This is a genomic window from Asticcacaulis sp. (assembly GCF_047605585.1).
Lineage (GTDB): Bacteria > Pseudomonadota > Alphaproteobacteria > Caulobacterales > Caulobacteraceae > Asticcacaulis.
The window spans coordinates 126,146-141,076 of sequence record NZ_JASGFK010000004.1 but is presented as its reverse complement, the minus strand read 5'-3'; the positions used below and the strand labels follow the sequence as shown (position 1 = coordinate 141,076).

Annotated in this window: 11 protein-coding genes and 1 tRNA gene; 9 read left to right on the top strand and 3 right to left on the bottom strand. The window is 59.1% G+C overall.

Translation table 11 applies throughout. The features are described 5' to 3' along the window. The first annotated feature begins 573 nt into the window (after window positions 1-573). The 3 genes from QM647_RS12635 (at window position 574) to QM647_RS12625 (ending at window position 6,292) form a co-directional block, all read left to right on the top strand. Complete coding sequence (locus tag QM647_RS12635) at window positions 574-3,471, top strand: TonB-dependent receptor domain-containing protein (RefSeq protein ID WP_414995880.1); 2,898 nt, start codon at window positions 574-576, stop codon at window positions 3,469-3,471. A 149-nt stretch (window positions 3,472-3,620) separates the two neighbouring features. Continuing rightward, the gene (locus QM647_RS12630) at window positions 3,621-4,820 is read left to right on the top strand and encodes an aspartyl/asparaginyl beta-hydroxylase domain-containing protein (RefSeq protein ID WP_414995879.1); all 1,200 of its coding nucleotides are present in this window, start codon (window positions 3,621-3,623) and stop codon (window positions 4,818-4,820) included. After that, complete coding sequence (locus QM647_RS12625; protein WP_414995878.1) at window positions 4,817-6,292, top strand: hypothetical protein; 1,476 nt, start codon at window positions 4,817-4,819, stop codon at window positions 6,290-6,292. The genes QM647_RS12630 and QM647_RS12625 overlap by 4 nt, the downstream gene beginning before the upstream one ends. A 474-nt stretch (window positions 6,293-6,766) precedes the next feature. On the opposite strand, the gene QM647_RS12620 is transcribed toward QM647_RS12625, so the two are convergent. After that, window positions 6,767-6,843, bottom strand: a tRNA-Arg gene (locus QM647_RS12620). A 186-nt stretch (window positions 6,844-7,029) separates the two neighbouring features. Here QM647_RS12620 and QM647_RS12615 point away from each other — a divergent pair. Both QM647_RS12615 and QM647_RS12610 read left to right on the top strand, forming a co-directional pair. Beyond that, complete coding sequence (locus QM647_RS12615; RefSeq protein ID WP_414995877.1) at window positions 7,030-8,772, top strand: gamma-glutamyltransferase family protein; 1,743 nt, start codon at window positions 7,030-7,032, stop codon at window positions 8,770-8,772. Beyond that, complete coding sequence (locus QM647_RS12610; protein ID WP_414995876.1) at window positions 8,769-9,443, top strand: NAD-dependent deacylase; 675 nt, start codon at window positions 8,769-8,771, stop codon at window positions 9,441-9,443. The genes QM647_RS12615 and QM647_RS12610 overlap by 4 nt, the downstream gene beginning before the upstream one ends. On the opposite strand, the gene QM647_RS12605 is transcribed toward QM647_RS12610, so the two are convergent. Together QM647_RS12605 and QM647_RS12600 are read right to left on the bottom strand one after the other, a co-directional pair. Next, a complete protein-coding gene (locus QM647_RS12605; RefSeq protein ID WP_414995875.1) occupies window positions 9,436-9,966 on the bottom strand; it encodes a hypothetical protein in 531 nt (176 codons plus the stop codon). The two genes, QM647_RS12610 and QM647_RS12605, sit on opposite strands and share 8 nt — an antisense overlap. 28 nt (window positions 9,967-9,994) lie before the next feature. Continuing rightward, entirely contained in the window at window positions 9,995-11,539 is a 1,545-nt protein-coding gene (locus QM647_RS12600; RefSeq protein ID WP_414995874.1) for a sensor histidine kinase, read from the bottom strand. 212 nt (window positions 11,540-11,751) lie between these two features. Here QM647_RS12600 and rpmH point away from each other — a divergent pair, with 212 nt between their 5' ends. The 4 genes from rpmH to yihA all read left to right on the top strand — a co-directional run bounded on the left by rpmH (window position 11,752) and on the right by yihA (window position 14,907). Further along, window positions 11,752-11,892 carry a 50S ribosomal protein L34 gene (gene rpmH / locus QM647_RS12595; RefSeq protein ID WP_018080783.1) on the top strand — a complete coding sequence of 47 codons (141 nt, stop codon included), beginning with the start codon at window positions 11,752-11,754 and terminating at the stop codon, window positions 11,890-11,892. A 131-nt stretch (window positions 11,893-12,023) separates the two neighbouring features. Continuing rightward, window positions 12,024-12,398, top strand: coding sequence for a ribonuclease P protein component (gene rnpA / locus QM647_RS12590; RefSeq protein WP_414995873.1), 375 nt, complete (start codon window positions 12,024-12,026; stop codon window positions 12,396-12,398). Next, window positions 12,395-14,257, top strand: coding sequence for a membrane protein insertase YidC (yidC, locus tag QM647_RS12585; protein WP_414995872.1), 1,863 nt, complete (start codon window positions 12,395-12,397; stop codon window positions 14,255-14,257). Before rnpA ends, yidC begins: the two co-directional genes overlap by 4 nt. After that, the gene (yihA, locus tag QM647_RS12580; protein WP_414995871.1) at window positions 14,254-14,907 is read left to right on the top strand and encodes a ribosome biogenesis GTP-binding protein YihA/YsxC; all 654 of its coding nucleotides are present in this window, start codon (window positions 14,254-14,256) and stop codon (window positions 14,905-14,907) included. Before yidC ends, yihA begins: the two co-directional genes overlap by 4 nt. The last annotated feature ends 24 nt before the right edge of the window (window positions 14,908-14,931 follow it).

The window sequence follows — 14,931 nt, the reverse complement described above, 5'->3', positions numbered from 1 at the left end:
TGCCCCGACGATCGTCAACGCCGGAATCTACCCCCGGAACGAGCCCCCAAATCCGCCCCATTATCAAAACAGGCTCAGGTCGCCGTCTGGACACAGATTTGAACCTGCAGTGAGCGCGGCACGCCGCATATTACCGCAAAAGCACCAAATATAATTAAAAGCCCGACAAACCCCCGGTTGCAATCAGGCCGTTAAAATGGTAAACATTGAAGATAATAAATTGAATATTTTATACTTTTTCGCTTTTACTTTGTATTTCAAAGTAAAATAGAGTAGATAGTCCTTTTAGCGCACGTATAAAAATAGACGACGAAATTATTTCAAGTAAGACACAAATTTTACGCCGATAAATATTTCAATCCTGATGCAAATTGCACCCCTTGATGGTTTTTGTGACTTAATTATAACAGTCCAAAACCGGTATACATCGCAACTATGAACGATTGTTGACGCATTTGAACTTAACGCGTTTGCTTCATTAACAGCTTGTAATGCTGCGAACATGAGCGAGCCGTAAAAGCCCGCTCCAATCCGGGGATATCAATGAAAAGCCTACCTTTGCGAGTGAGCCTCATGGCCACAAGTACCCTCTGCACGTCTCTATTTTCGCTGGCACTTGTCCTGCCTTCCCACGCATTTGCCCAGGAAACAACGACAGAGTCTGCGCCTGCCGCTGACACGGCGCCTGTCACTGAAGTTGTGGTGACCGGCACGCGGATCAAGAGCAAGAACCTGACCTCGGCCAGTCCGGTGACCACCATCACCGCCGCCGATGTCAAGGCGACCGGCGTGACCCGCACCGAGGATATGGTCAACAACATGCCGCAGGTTTTCGCGGCTGACACGGCCTTCGATTCAAACGGCGCCTCCGGCACGGCCACCGTCAACCTGCGCGGCCTGGGCACCTCCCGTACCCTAGTCCTGCTGAATGGCAGCCGCATGGCCCCCGGGTCTCCGGTCGCACCGTCTGCCGACCTGAACCAGATCCCCGCAGCCCTGATCGACCATGTGGACCTTCTGACCGGTGGCGCCTCCGCCGTTTACGGTTCGGACGCCATGGCCGGCGTTGTCAACTTCGTGCTCAAGAAGCACTTTACCGGTGTGCAGCTGGATTTCGATCACAGCTTCTACCAGCACAAGAACGACAGCCCTTACGCTTCTGTCGTTTCGGCCAAGGGTTTCGCACTGCCCAAGGAGAATGTCAGCGACGGCGAGCAGAACAATCTGACCCTGACCATGGGCGCGGATTTTGCCGAAGACAAAGGCAATGCCGTTGTCTATTTCGATTACCGCAAGATCGAAGCCGTTACCCAGGCCAAGCGCGACTATTCCGCCTGTACACTTAGCAGCTTCTCCTCCTGCGGCGGCTCCTCCACCACCTATCCCGGCCGCTTCTACAGCTCAGATAGCGCCAGCACATATCCTTCCGGCTTTAGCCTGGATTCCTCGGGCAATGTCGTGCCGTACACCTCGGCCATGGCCTATAACTACGGCCCGATCAACTATTACCAACGCCCGGATGAAAAGTACGGCCTGGGCGCTTTTGTGACCTATAACATCAATGATACGACCACGCTCAGCACCGAACTGATGTTCAACGACGACCATACGGTCGGACAGATCGCTGCTTCCGGCGCCTTCTACGGCTACTGGACGATCAATTGTGACAACCCACTGATGAGCTCTGACGTATCTTCGGCTTTTGGCTGTACCTCGGCCGATGTGTCTGACGGTACGACAAAGGACGTTCTGCTCGGTCGTCGTTTCGTGGAATCCGGTGGCCGCCAATATGATATCCGCCACACCTCCTATCGCCTGCGTGAAAGCCTAGCGGGAGATATCAACGATGCCTGGAGCTATGATGCCAGCGCCCAGTACAGCATGGTCAACTACCGCCAGACCACGTACAATGAATACAGCAATGACCGTATTCAGAAGGCACTGGATGTTGTCGATGTCGACGGCACACCGACCTGTCAATCCGTTGTCGATGGTACGGACCCGAACTGCGTCCCGCTGGATATCTATTCGGGCAAGGCCCTCAGCCAGGAAGCCCTGGACTATGTGTCGGCCATCGGCACCCAGTGGGGCGGCGTTGGTGAAACCATCCTGCAAGCCAACCTGGCCGGCAATCTGGAAGGTTACGGCATCAAGTCGCCCTGGGCCAATAACGGCGTGAACGTTTCGCTGGGTCTCGAATATCGCCGGGAAAGCCTGGAGTTCGATGCCGACGACAATCTGCGCCAAGGCCTCCTGGCTGGTGCGGGCGGCACGACGGACCCTGTTTCGGGCAGTTTTGAAGCCAAGGAAATCTACGGCGAGGCTATTGTGCCAATCGTGGACGATGCACCCTGGGCCAAGGCCCTCTCGGTTGAACTGGGTTACAGAAGCGCTGATTACTCGACGGCAGGCACCGTCGGCAGCTGGAAGGCCATGGCGGTCTATAAGCCGATTGCCGACCTGACCGTCCGCCTAGGCAAGCAACGCGCCGTTCGTGCGCCTTCCATTCTCGAGCTTTATTCTACTGTCTCGGTCCAACTGGGCGATTATGACGATCCCTGCGCTGTCGAAATCGTAGGCAGCGACACGCCTTCCGCGACACTCGAACAGTGCCAGAGAACAGGCGTGACCTCCGCTCAATACGGCAATATCGCCAGCAACTCCGCTCAACAATATAACGTCCAGGCCGGCGGCAACACCAGCCTGACACCGGAAACCGGCGATACAACCACCATCGGTATGGTCTATACGCCATCCTATCTGCCAGGCTTCAACGCTTCGATCGACTATTTCGACATCGACATCACCAATGTCATCGGCACCATCGACGCGACGACCATACTCGACAACTGTATGAATACCGGGGACAGTTTCTACTGCTCCAAGATTCATCGCGACTCGACCGGCTCGCTGTGGCTCAGCACCGATGGCTATATCGAAACCACCAACACCAACACAGGCGAACTGCATACCCGCGGCTTCGACCTGCAAGGTACTTACGGTTTCGCTCTGCCGTTTGGCCGTGCTCGCGTGAACTATGTAGCGACCGTGCTCACCAACCTCGACAGCAAGGCGACCGAAACCGCTGATTCAGTGGAATGCGCCGGCCTGTTCGACGGTCAGTGCGGCACGCCCAACCCCAAGTATCGCCACAAGCTCATGGGCACCTGGTATACGCCTTGGGATCTGGACCTGGGGCTGACCTGGCGTCACTACGGCGAGGTCGAGAGCACATATGGCGACGCATATGCCGGCGTCTATGCCTCTGAGATCAAGGCCTATGACTACTATGACGTAAACGTCGCCTACACCATCAAATCGAAATATACGCTCCGCGTCGGCATCAACAACCTGCTCGACAAGGACCCGCCTGTGCTGCCGAATTCGACCGGCACAAACGGCAATACCTATGCCGGCGTTTATGATGCGTTGGGCCGGTATGTATTCTCAAGTCTGTCGGTCAAGTTCTAGACCACAGTCCGGGCGGCGGATCACCGGGGATTCCGCCGCCCACCCTATTTATTCCTGACTGCGGCGGCGGTCAAAAACCGTCACATCGGTCGGCAAGACGGCATCTCTTTTCCACGGAATCGAGGTGCTGTCCTATTTAGCGAATTGCCGTGTCCAGTATCCTGAACAACCTTCCTTCCGACCGGCTCGAACCGGCCAGGCGCGCCATAGCGACACGTGATTTCGTGCGGGCGCAACACTTATTGTCCGAACTCATCGGAAATCCTGCCGAACCGATTGATACCTGGCTGATGCTGGCCTCGGTATATCGTGCCGGCGGCAGGCTCAATGACGCGCTGACGACGCTCGATCGCGCCCTGAGCAGGGAGCCCCGGCACTTCCTGGCCCTGCTCATGCGGGCTTCGGTGCTTGAGCGCCTGGGAAATCCCGAAGCACCGGAAGCCTATGGCATAGCCCTCGAACTCATGCCCGCTGAAGTCGCATTCGATCCCGCAACACAAAAGGCCATCGAAAAAGCCCGTCAAGTCCATGACACCTATATCGCCGAACGGCGAAGCATCGTGATGGCGGCCGGCGCAGACGCGTTAACAGACGCCTCTCTGACGGAAAAATGGGCGGCCGAACGCTTCATCGATGATGCGCTGCGGGTGAAGCGGCGGTTTCATCAGGAACCCGCCCAGTTCTACTATCCGGGATTGCCTGCGATCGAATTCTATGACCGTGGCTATTTCCCCTGGCTGCAAGCGCTTGAAAGCCAATGGGAAGCCATTCGCGACGAACTCCTCAGCGTTATTGATGAAGACCTGTCGGGCTTTGCGCCCTACATTCAATATGCCGACCGCCTGCCACTCGACCAGTGGCGCCAATTGAACCGCAATCCGGACTGGAGCGCCTTTCATCTGATAGACGGAGGCGGCCTTAACGCTAAAAATGCTTCCCGATGCCCGAAAACCCTGAGGGCCCTGGCCCCTCTGCCGCAACCGAGGATTCCTGGACGAGGGCCTTCAGCCATGTTTTCAGCGCTGAAACCCCATACCCGCATCCCGCCGCATACCGGTATTTCAAACACGCGCCTTGTCGTTCACTTGCCGCTTATCGTTCCCAAGAATTGCGGCTTCCGGGTCGGCAACGAAGTGCGGAACTGGGTGCCCGGCCAGGCGTGGGTGTTTGACGATACGATCGAACATGAAGCCTGGAACGACAGCGATGAGGTTCGTTCCATCCTGATATTCGATATCTGGAGTCCCTTCCTGAGCCTATCGCAACAGGTGACGGTTACCCAGATCATGACGGCGATGGATGATCGCGCCCCAAACCGCCCTGCCAGCGGACCAGGCCACGGACTATGAATCTCGGAACCGCCTTCCCCCCCCTGTCCGTAGCACCGCAAAACCTTTCGTGTGCGACAAATGCCCTCGATGAGCTGGCGAGCGAGATGAGCCGTTTTTATTCCACCAGCCCGGAGCGGTTGCAGGTGGTACGCGGTGTAGCTCACGGTCTCGAATTGATATTGCGTTCGGCGCTGGGCAAGGATCTGGCCTTCGTCACCGCCGAAGACAACCAGTTCGAAGGCCTGTTTCGCGTTTACAGGACACGTTTCCTGAAGGTCCAGCCAGATGAGCCCTTGCCTACGGGCGGTATTCTTCACTTGGTCAACAATCCGCGACTCGAAAACGGCAGGGCCTGGGAGGCTGAAGAGATAAAGCGCCTGGCCATCGACATTTTCCCCACGATGCTCGTTGTCGATGAGAGCTATTTCGACGTTTGCGAAGCCCCTAGTACGGCGGAAGTGGCCGCCCATTTGAGCAATGTGGTCGTGCTCAGAAACCTGGCCTACCTCTCCGGAGAACCGGAATGCCAGATTGGCGCATTGATCTCCAACCGCCACACAATTCAAAATCTTTCCCGCTTTTGTGAACTGAACCCGCTCTCCTGCGGAAGTCTGAAGCAGGCCCTGTGCTGGATGACCCCCGAAGGCTGCGCGGAATTGTTGGCGCGCGTGGATACCCTACAATCCGAAATGCAACGGATGCACCATGTGTTACAGACTTCGTCACACCCCATCGACCATGATCTGCATGATGCGCCTTTCCTTGTGCTTCGACCCAATGGTCTTCTGGCCGTGCAATTGGCGCTCAAGGATTACGGGCTGAAGTCGTATCTGGTTTCACAAGGGCTGCTTGTGCCCCTGGGGGATCGCCCGACCAATGACCTGATCCTGAAAGCTCTTGGTATCTCCCTTTCGAACTGGACGGGGCGCCGTAAAAAAGCCGCCACGCACCGACGCCGCACCCGGCAGCAGCATGTCGTGATGATCGGGCACGGCTTCAGGATAAGGCTTGGCCTGCCAGGCCCTGGACCAATAGAGGTCAGAACCGGTAACGGCATCTTCGATCATTTGATCGAGATGATGGCGCAGCACGGAGACTTTTCCCTCCAGATGGTGCCGGATGGTTCATCGTCGCAAGAAGAACCGGCTGATATCCGCAAGGCGTTTTCGGCTGTGGTGCAGGCCATTCACCAGGCCAGGCATATCCGGGACGTGAGCGTCTCTTCGGCCTATACCACGGCCCTGACCGGCAATACCGTACATATGTCCATGCAGCTGGGCGCAATTCCCCGGTGTCGTTTCGACATCGATTTTGAACGCGCGTCAATCGGAACCGTTCCGACATCGGTCATGCCAACCCTGATGGACGATCTGTCGCAGACGTTGGGTGCCGAGGTTGCTGTATGGGGGGACGGTGCGGATGATTATGAAAAAATGGTCGCCTGCTTCAAGGTTCTTGGCGTGGCACTGAAACAGCTCGGGGCGCCCTGACGCACCTCACGCTTTCCCTCCCGGTGGGAGCCACGAAAACGATCAACATATTTCCGGCCGCCATTGCCATATCAACCTGTATTTGATATTGCGAATGATTATTATTAAATATAAAGATAGCTAAGCAGTTTTGCAGCCATTGCCATCTGATTTGGCCGGTTCTTATCCCTTCCGGCCATAATGGACCGGAGCACCAGTACCCTTCGATGTGCTCCGGTCCATTTCCAGATGAGTTCAGGCGGGCGTCTGATTAAGGCCCGATTGCAGACTGACAAGGTGGCTTCCGACAGGGCTGGGGCCGGATATCTCACGACCATCTGGCCCATCGACGCGCCGGAGGAGGCGCGTTTGTGGACGTCATTGACCTGATCGTACAACAACTGGTTGATTGAGCGGGCAAGAGCACCGTCTGTCGAATCACTCCGGCACCAGGCAACAAAAAAGCCTCCCTTGCGGGAGGCTGCTTTATTTGAATGGCGCACTCGAAGAGATTCGAACTCCTGACCCTCAGATTCGTAGTCTGATGCTCTATCCAGCTGAGCTACGAGTGCCTGCGCATTCAAGACCTTCGGGCAGAAGCCCTCCGGCGAGGGGCGGACATTTAGTTGAGCTTCGCGGCAAAGGCAAGGCCGGATTGGCACTTTTTCCACCGAATTGACGATTTTTTGTTGATCGCCCTGCCCGCAGCCCTTCATACCCCTATATAGAACCGGTATCCGCTGCCCCTGGAGTCTCCCATGCGCCCTGTCTCCCTGAAACTATTCATTATATCAGGCATCGGGTTGATCCTTTCCGGCTGCGCCACCCTGCCCGTTCATGACAAGGCACGCGTCGAGCCCATCGTGGTCGCCGCTGAACCGGAAGCAGCGCGAGCCGGCATGGACGTGCTCAGGCGCGGCGGAACGGCCGCCGATGCCGCTGTGGCGGTCCAGACCGTGCTGGGTCTGATAGAGCCGCAAAGCTCCGGCCTCGGCGGTGGCGCCTTCATGCTGTGGTACGACGCCAAGACCGGCAAGATCAGCGATTATAATGGCCGCGAGACCGCCCCGGCTGCCGCCACGCCGGACCTTTTCATGGGTGCGGATGGCCAACCGCTCGCTTTCAAGGATGCCGTGGTTTCCGGCCGCGCCACCGGCGTCCCCGGCGCCATGTTCCTGCTTGACCAGGCGCAGAAGGACCACGGCAATCAGGCGTGGGCCAGCCTGTTCGCGCCGGCTGAGGCTCTGGCAGACAATGGTTTTACGGTCACCAAGCGCCTGGGCAACTATCTGCAAAATGTCGATTTTGCCGAGAAGCACACGCCGGACTTCATCGCCTATTTCGGTGACGGTCAGGGCGGTTTTCGCAAGACCGGCGACCTCATGAAGAACCCGGCCTATGCCGAAACCCTGCGCGCCTTCGCCAGCCAGCGCGGCGATGTCTTCCGCAAGGGGGCGATCGCCGAAGCCATTATCGCCAAGACGCACGAAGCCCCCCTGCCGGGCGGCATGAGCCTGGACGATCTGGCGAGCTATCAAGTCAAGGTTACCACCACCAGCCCTTACTCCACCGTCGGCAACTATGCCGGACGACCGGTCTGCATCACCTATCACATCTATATTGTCTGCTCGAACAACGCCCCTTCCGGCGGCATCGCCCTGCTGCAGGGCCTGAAAATCGCCGAATCGCAGCCTCTGGCCGAATGGGGCGTGCACGATCCGCGGTCGTGGCAGGTGGTTATCGAGGCCGAGCGCCTGATGTATGCCGACCGCGACCAGTATGAGGCCGATACCGATCTCTTCGCCTCGCAGCAGGACGCCTATCTGAACCCGGACTATCTTAAGGCCCGCTCGTCCCTGATTCAGGTGGGGACGGCCAACACCGCGCCCAAGGCCGGCGACCTGGCAATGAAGGTGGCGATGGACAAGACGCTGGAACCCGGCGGCACCACGCACTTTGTTATACGTGACACCTACGGCAATGTATTGAGCATGACCACGACGGTCGAAAGCTATTTCGGCACCGGCCGGATGGTCGGAGGCTTCTTCCTCAATAACCAGCTGACCGACTTCTCGTTCAGTCCGCAGACCGTGGATGGCCTGCCCATAGCCAATAGCGTTGCGCCCGGCAAGCACCCGCGCTCCTCCATGTCGCCGGTGATCGTCTTCGATTCTACCGGCAAAAAGGTGATCGCGGCGGTCGGCTCGCCGGGCGGCTCGGCGATTCTGGCCTATAACCTGAAAACCCTGATCGGCATTCTCGACTGGAAGCTTGCCATGCAGGACGCCATCAACCTGCCCATCGTCATGGCGCGCGGCGATACCATCCGCATCGAGCAACCGCGCATGGAACCGGCGGTCTGGGATGGTCTGACAAGCATGGGTTACAGGCTGTCGCCCCTGGCCGGCGAGGAATCGGGCCTGAACGGCATCCTTCTCCAGCCGGATGGCTCGTTCGACGGCGGCAGCGATCCGCGCCGCGAAGGTGTTGTTGTAAAATGAAGATTGTCGTCCTGACCGGTGCGGGCATATCGGCGGAATCGGGCGTACCGACCTTTCGCGCCTCCGATGGCCTGTGGTGCGGCCACAGCGTCGAGAGCGTGGCGACACCGGAAGGTTTCGCGGCCAATCCAGCGCTGGTGCAGGACTTTTACAACATGCGCCGCCGGCAGCTGGCGGAGGTTTCGCCCAATGCCGCCCATCACGCCCTGGCCCGGCTGGCGTCCGATCCCGCCCATGAGGTGCTGGTGGTGACACAGAATGTCGATGATCTGCATGACCGCGCCCATGCCGCTGCAGGCGCCCTCCCGCCTTTGCACATGCATGGCGAACTGCTGAAGGCGCGCCACCTGATTACCGGCGCGGTGCAAGACTGGCAGACCGATATTCCCGTGGCTTCAGACCTGCGGCCGCATATCGTCTGGTTTGGCGAGATGCCGCTGGAAATGGACCGTATCGAACAGGCACTTGAGGCTTGCGAGTTGTTCATATCCATCGGCACATCGGGCAATGTCTATCCGGCGGCAGGCTTTGTCTCGGCGGCCAGGTCAGCTGGCGCCCATACGGTGGAGCTTAACCTGGAGCCTTCGCTGGGTCACAGCCAGTTTGCAGAGAAGATTCTCGGCCCGGCCACACAGGTGGTGCCGCAGTATGTGGCGCGATTGATCAACTGACCGTCAGCGAACGGCAGCCCAGGCTCTCGAACCGCATCAGCAGGTCTGCCAGGGCCGTCACCGGCGCGGTGCCAAGATCGACCGTCAGTTGCTCCGGCGTCACCCGCAGCGAGTGTATGCAGGCGGAAAAGCGCGTATCGGGATCGAAGCTCGTCTCTTCCGGATCGAACCAGGTCTCGAACCACTCCTCGAAATCGCCGCCCTGCAGGGGCCGGTCATTGGAGGCGATGGTCACGTCATTCCACACCAGCCGGCTGACCGTCATATCCATTTCACCCAGCGACACCTCCACCGGGTCGAAGGTCACTTCCTCGTCCGGCGCCAGCTCGATGATCTGGCCTTCGCCGTCATTCGAGGCAAAATCGGTGCAGTAATAGTTGCGGTAGAATTCGCTGTCGCCGTCGATCACGAACTTGACCTCCGCCGCCCCCTGATCATGCAACGACGCCTGCTTATCGACGAAATCAACGAACTGATCGACATAGCTGTCACGCGCCAGTTCCAACAGTTCCTCGAATTCCACGCATTTACTCCATTAAACTTTTAAAGGCCTAAACCTTAAGAGGCAGGCGCACTTCAAACGTCGTGCCGTCGGTGCCCGTGCTGACCAGCCGGACATCCCCGCCATGCAGTTGCGCCAGTTCGCGGCCGATGGCAAGGCCAAGCCCCGATCCGCCCGGCGTCGAGCTGGAAGTAAAGGGCTGGAACAGCTTTTCGCGCAGCTTTTCCGGAATGCCGGGGCCATTGTCCGCAACGATCAGCAGGACTTCCTCGCTGGTTTTGATCGCCGTCAGCGTTACCCGGCCGCGCGCCTTGCGGTTAGGCTGCAACTCGATGGCCTGACGGGCATTGCGCATCAGATTGACCAGAATCCGGTGCAGCTGTTCCGGATCGACCTCCAGATTGAAGCCCTTGGCCACCTTGGAAATGAAGCGCACGCCTTCCGGTGCCAGATTCGCCAGGATGAGCCCGGCGTCTTCCGCGGCGGCCTCGGCCAGTTCCTTCAGGCGCACGATCTGGATCTGCGGCGTCTGTTCGTCGGACTTGCCATAGGTCAGGACGTTCTGCGCCAGGGAGACCGCGCGGTCGAGTGCGCGTTCCAGGCGCGGCAGGGCCTTGGCCACGGTCGGATCGGCGGAATTGGCCAGACGGTCGGAAGCCATCTGGGCTGCCGTCAGCATATTGCGCAGGTCGTGATTGATCTTGGAAACGGCCTGGCCCAGCGCGGCCAGACGCGCGCGTGACCGCAGGGCCTGGCGTACCTCTTCCTGCATGGAGGCCATTTCGCGTTCGATCTGGCCGATCTCGTCCATCCGGTCGGAGGGACGTGGCGCCGCCGTGGCGTCTTCCGGATTGGACTTGAAGCGGACAATACCCTTGGTCAGCTGGCGGATCGGCCGCACGATAAAGACCGACAGGCCAAGGAAGACCAGGAAACCGGCCAGGAACGAGATACTGAGAGACACCCGCAACATGCTGCCGAGGCTCGATTTCAGATAGGTCTTGAGCGGCTCGGCCTTGACGACGATCTCGATTTCCTGGCCGCCGCGCACCTTGGGCTGGGCCACGATATGAATCAGCCGGTCCGGCTGGCCCATGAAGGTTTTCCACGGCGCCCACAGATAGAGAATGTCATGCCACAGGTTCTTGTGCGACTGGCGCAGATCCAACACCTCTTCCGGCACGCCAACGCGGGAATCATAAAGCCGGTAGCTCTCGCCATTGATCTCGACCGCCAGATAGAGCACGCCGGCGCTGCGGCGCAGCTGGTTGGAGACTTCCTTGGAGACGGCGTTATTTTGCGCCACATCGATCGATTGCGACACCAGCTCAGCCTGGCGCACGCGGTCGAGCAGCCAGCGCTCATGATCGGAGGCCAGCGACGGAATAACGATCACCGCCTCGACGATGGCAATGAAGATGGCCGTCAGGATCAGCAATTGCCCGGACAGGCTGAAGACGAACTTGCGCGCCAGCTGGAAGCCCAGCACGCCGTATTTGACGGAAAAGGCAGCAATCACCTGCGCAGCATGGCTCAGGCGCTCGGCATAGAATCCCGCGCGCCGTTCCGGTCTGCGGGGCTTCTCCGGCCTCATGAAGTTTTCGCCTGACTTGCCCGGATCGAACACGTAAACCTTTGATCTGTGGTGGTCTCGTTGTATATATAGCAGAAATCTGGCGGATCAGTCGCATTTTAGCGGATTCAGGCCAAATATTATTGACAAGGCCGTGTGGCTGGACTATCCACGCGCCTCTTTACGCAATTCCGGCCCTGAACGGGGCCCGCCTAAACCAATCGGAGCCCCCTATGGGAACGAAACGTACCTATCAGCCGAGCCGCCTCGTGCGCAAGCGCCGCCACGGCTACCGCACCCGCATGGCCACCAAGAACGGCCAGAAGATCGTCGCCCGCCGCCGCGCCAAGGGCCGCAAGCGCCTGACGGCCTAATAGCGCCTTCGCATTGCTGTGAATTTGAGAAGAGTCCTTAAGTCGCTTAAGGACTCTTCTTGTATTTCCGATCTGTGCTTTCCATTTAGAGCGCTTAGGCCGCGAAGCGGTAGCGCAGACAAAAAGCCCCGATGATCCCCCGTCTCAAAGTCCGCGCAGAGTTTCTGGCCGCCAGCAAGGCCGCCTGGCAGGCACGCCCAGGCGTGGTCGTGCAGGCAAAAAAGCGCGACGATGACGCCATAAAGGTCGGCTTTACCGCTACGCGGAAGATCGGCAATGCCGTAGTGCGCAACCGCGCCAAGCGCCGCCTGCGTGAAGCCGCGGAAGCGATGATTCCGCAATTTGGCCTGCCCGGGCACGACTATGTGCTGATCGCCCGCGCCGATACGGTTTCGCGTGACTGGAAGGCTTTACTTGACGATGTCAAAGCCGCCCTGATAAGGCTTGCCCGCCCGAAGGCCCCCAAACCCGAAGACACTACTCAGGAAACAAAGACCGTTCGATGAATAACAATACCGACAACCGGAATATGATCTATTTCCTGATTATCAGCATGGCCGTGCTGGCAATCTATCAGTTCTTCATCTTCGGACCGCAACAGAAGAAGCGCGAAGCCGCCGCACAGGCCGCCGCCGTTGCCTCTTCCAGCGCCGCGGCCGCGGGCCTGCCGATGAGTGGCGTCTCCACGACCCTGACCCGCGAACAGGCCATCGCCGCCACACCGCGCGTAACTATCAATACGCCTTCGCTGAAAGGCTCGATCGCGCTGAAGGGCGCCCTGATCGACGACCTTTTCCTGACCAAGTACGACAAGACCGTCGACAAGAAGAACGATCCGGTCGAGCTGCTGACGCCTGCCGGCGCCAAGGATGCCTACTATATCCAGTCCGGCTATATCGCCCAGAACGTGCCCGGCATGCCGGACGCCAACACCGTCTGGACCCAGACCGGTGGCAGTGTCCTCAGCCCCGGCCATCCGGTCGTTCTCAGCTACAATAACGGCGCCGGTCTGACCTTTACCCGCACCCTGAGCATCGACGCCAACTACATGATCACCGAGGACAATGCGGTGAGCAATGCCAGCGCCGCCGCCGTCAGCTTCCAACCTCTGTCGGTCGTCATGCGCAGCGGTATGCCCGCCGATGCCGGCAAGAATGCCGTTGTCCACGAAGGCGCCGTCGCCACCTACGCCAAGGCCGCCGACAAGCACGGCATGAGCGATTACCGCACCGACTCCTTGAAATACAAGGACATGGCCAAGGACAAGAATCCCAAGGCCATGCAGGATCAGGCCACCATTGGCGGCTGGTATGGCATCACCGACAAGTACTGGATGGCGGCCGTCATCCCCAATCAGGCGCAATCCGTCCTGTTTACCGCCAAGGCCAACCTGATCAATAATGTGCCGGTCTTCCGCGCCGGTTATGTCGATGCGCCCGTCAGCCTGGCCGCCGGTCAGACCTGGACCTCGCAATCGCATATCTTCGCCGGCGCCAAGCTGACTGCCCAACTCCAGGCCTACGAAAAAGACCTGAAGATCGCCCGCTTCGGCTATGCCACCGACTGGGGCAGCCTGCAGTTCATCACCTATCCGATGTACTGGCTGCTCGATAAGCTTTATGGATTTATCGGCAATTTCGGCGTCGCCATCCTGGCCCTGACCGTCATCGTCAAGGTCGTCTTCTATCCGCTGGCCCACCGCTCCTATGAGTCGATGACCAAGATGAAGCAGGTGCAGGAGCGCCTGAAGCCGAAGCTGGACGCTATCAAGAAGCGCTATCCGGAAGACGCACAAAAGCAGCAGGAAGCGACCATGGCCCTCTATCAGGAGGAAAAGGTCAATCCGATGGCCGGCCTCGGCGGCTGCCTGCCGATGCTGCTGCAGATCCCGGTTTTCTGGGGCCTGTACAAGGTGCTGCAACTGGCCATCGAAATGCGCCACGCCCCCTTCTTCGGCTGGATCAAGGACCTTTCGGCGCCCGATACCACCTCGATCGTCAACCTGTTCGGCCTGCTGCCCTTCACGCCGGCTGACGTGCCGCTGATCGGCACCATCCTCGCCGGCCCGCTGCATATCGGCGTCGTCGCCATCCTCTATGGCTGCTCGATGTGGCTCAGCCAGCAGATGAGCGCCACCACCGGCATCGACCCGATGCAGAAGAAGATGCTGGCCTTCATGCCGCTGATGCTGACCTTCTTCATGGCACACGTCGCCGTCGGCCTGATCGTCTACTGGGTATGGTCCAATATCCTGACCGTCCTGCAGCAATATTCAATCATGCACCGCCTCAAGGTCGAGAACCCCATAGATACCGGCTTCAAGAAGCTGGGCGAGATGATGAACAAGGACAAGAAAGCGGCGTGACCGAGTCGGAAGCCGAACAGTATGAGGCCGAACTGGAAACCGCGCGGGTGCTTTTCGCCCGCCCGGTCTCCTTCGTCATGGGCGCCGTGTCGGTGGCGCAATTGCCTTCCGATGAACTGCCGGAAGTGGCCTTTGCCGGCCGCTCCAATGTCGGCAAGTCGTCGCTGATCAACGCCCTGGTCGGCCAGAAGCATCTGGCCCGCGCCTCCAACGAACCCGGACGCACGCGCGAGCTGAACTTCTTCCTGCTCAACAGCGCCCTGCATATGGTCGATCTGCCGGGCTACGGCTGGGCGCGCGCTTCCAAGACCACGGTCAAGAAGTTCCAGAACCTGGGGAGCGACTACCTGCGCGGCCGCCCCAACCTCAAGCGCGCCTACCTGCTGATCGACGCCCGTCACGGTCTGAAAACGGTCGATAACGAGCCGATGGATGCGCTGGACAAGGCCGCCGTCAGCTATCAGATCATCCTGACCAAGGCCGACAAGATCAAGCCGGCCGAACTGGCGAATGTGATCGAGGCGACGCAGAACGCTATCAAAAAACGGCCGGCGGCTCACCCGATTGTGCTGGCCACCTCATCGGAATCCGGCTTCGGTATCCCCGAACTGCGCCGCGAGATCATGCAGACCTGCGAGGTCAGCCTGTAAGGCGGAGATAATTGCGCGCAATCG

Bases quoted from the DNA above. Each gene is read 5' to 3' on its own strand.
- yidC (WP_414995872.1), top strand. From the start codon at position 12,395: ATGAATAACAATACCGACAACCGGAATATGATCTATTTCCTGATTATC.
- QM647_RS12610 (WP_414995876.1), top strand. From the start codon at position 8,769: ATGAAGATTGTCGTCCTGACCGGTGCGGGCATATCGGCGGAATCGGGC.
- rnpA (WP_414995873.1), top strand. From the start codon at position 12,024: ATGATCCCCCGTCTCAAAGTCCGCGCAGAGTTTCTGGCCGCCAGCAAG.
- QM647_RS12615 (WP_414995877.1), top strand. From the start codon at position 7,030: ATGCGCCCTGTCTCCCTGAAACTATTCATTATATCAGGCATCGGGTTG.
- QM647_RS12600 (WP_414995874.1), bottom strand. From the start codon at position 11,539: ATGAGGCCGGAGAAGCCCCGCAGACCGGAACGGCGCGCGGGATTCTAT.
- rpmH (WP_018080783.1), top strand. From the start codon at position 11,752: ATGGGAACGAAACGTACCTATCAGCCGAGCCGCCTCGTGCGCAAGCGC.
- QM647_RS12635 (WP_414995880.1), top strand. From the start codon at position 574: ATGGCCACAAGTACCCTCTGCACGTCTCTATTTTCGCTGGCACTTGTC.
- QM647_RS12625 (WP_414995878.1), top strand. From the start codon at position 4,817: ATGAATCTCGGAACCGCCTTCCCCCCCCTGTCCGTAGCACCGCAAAAC.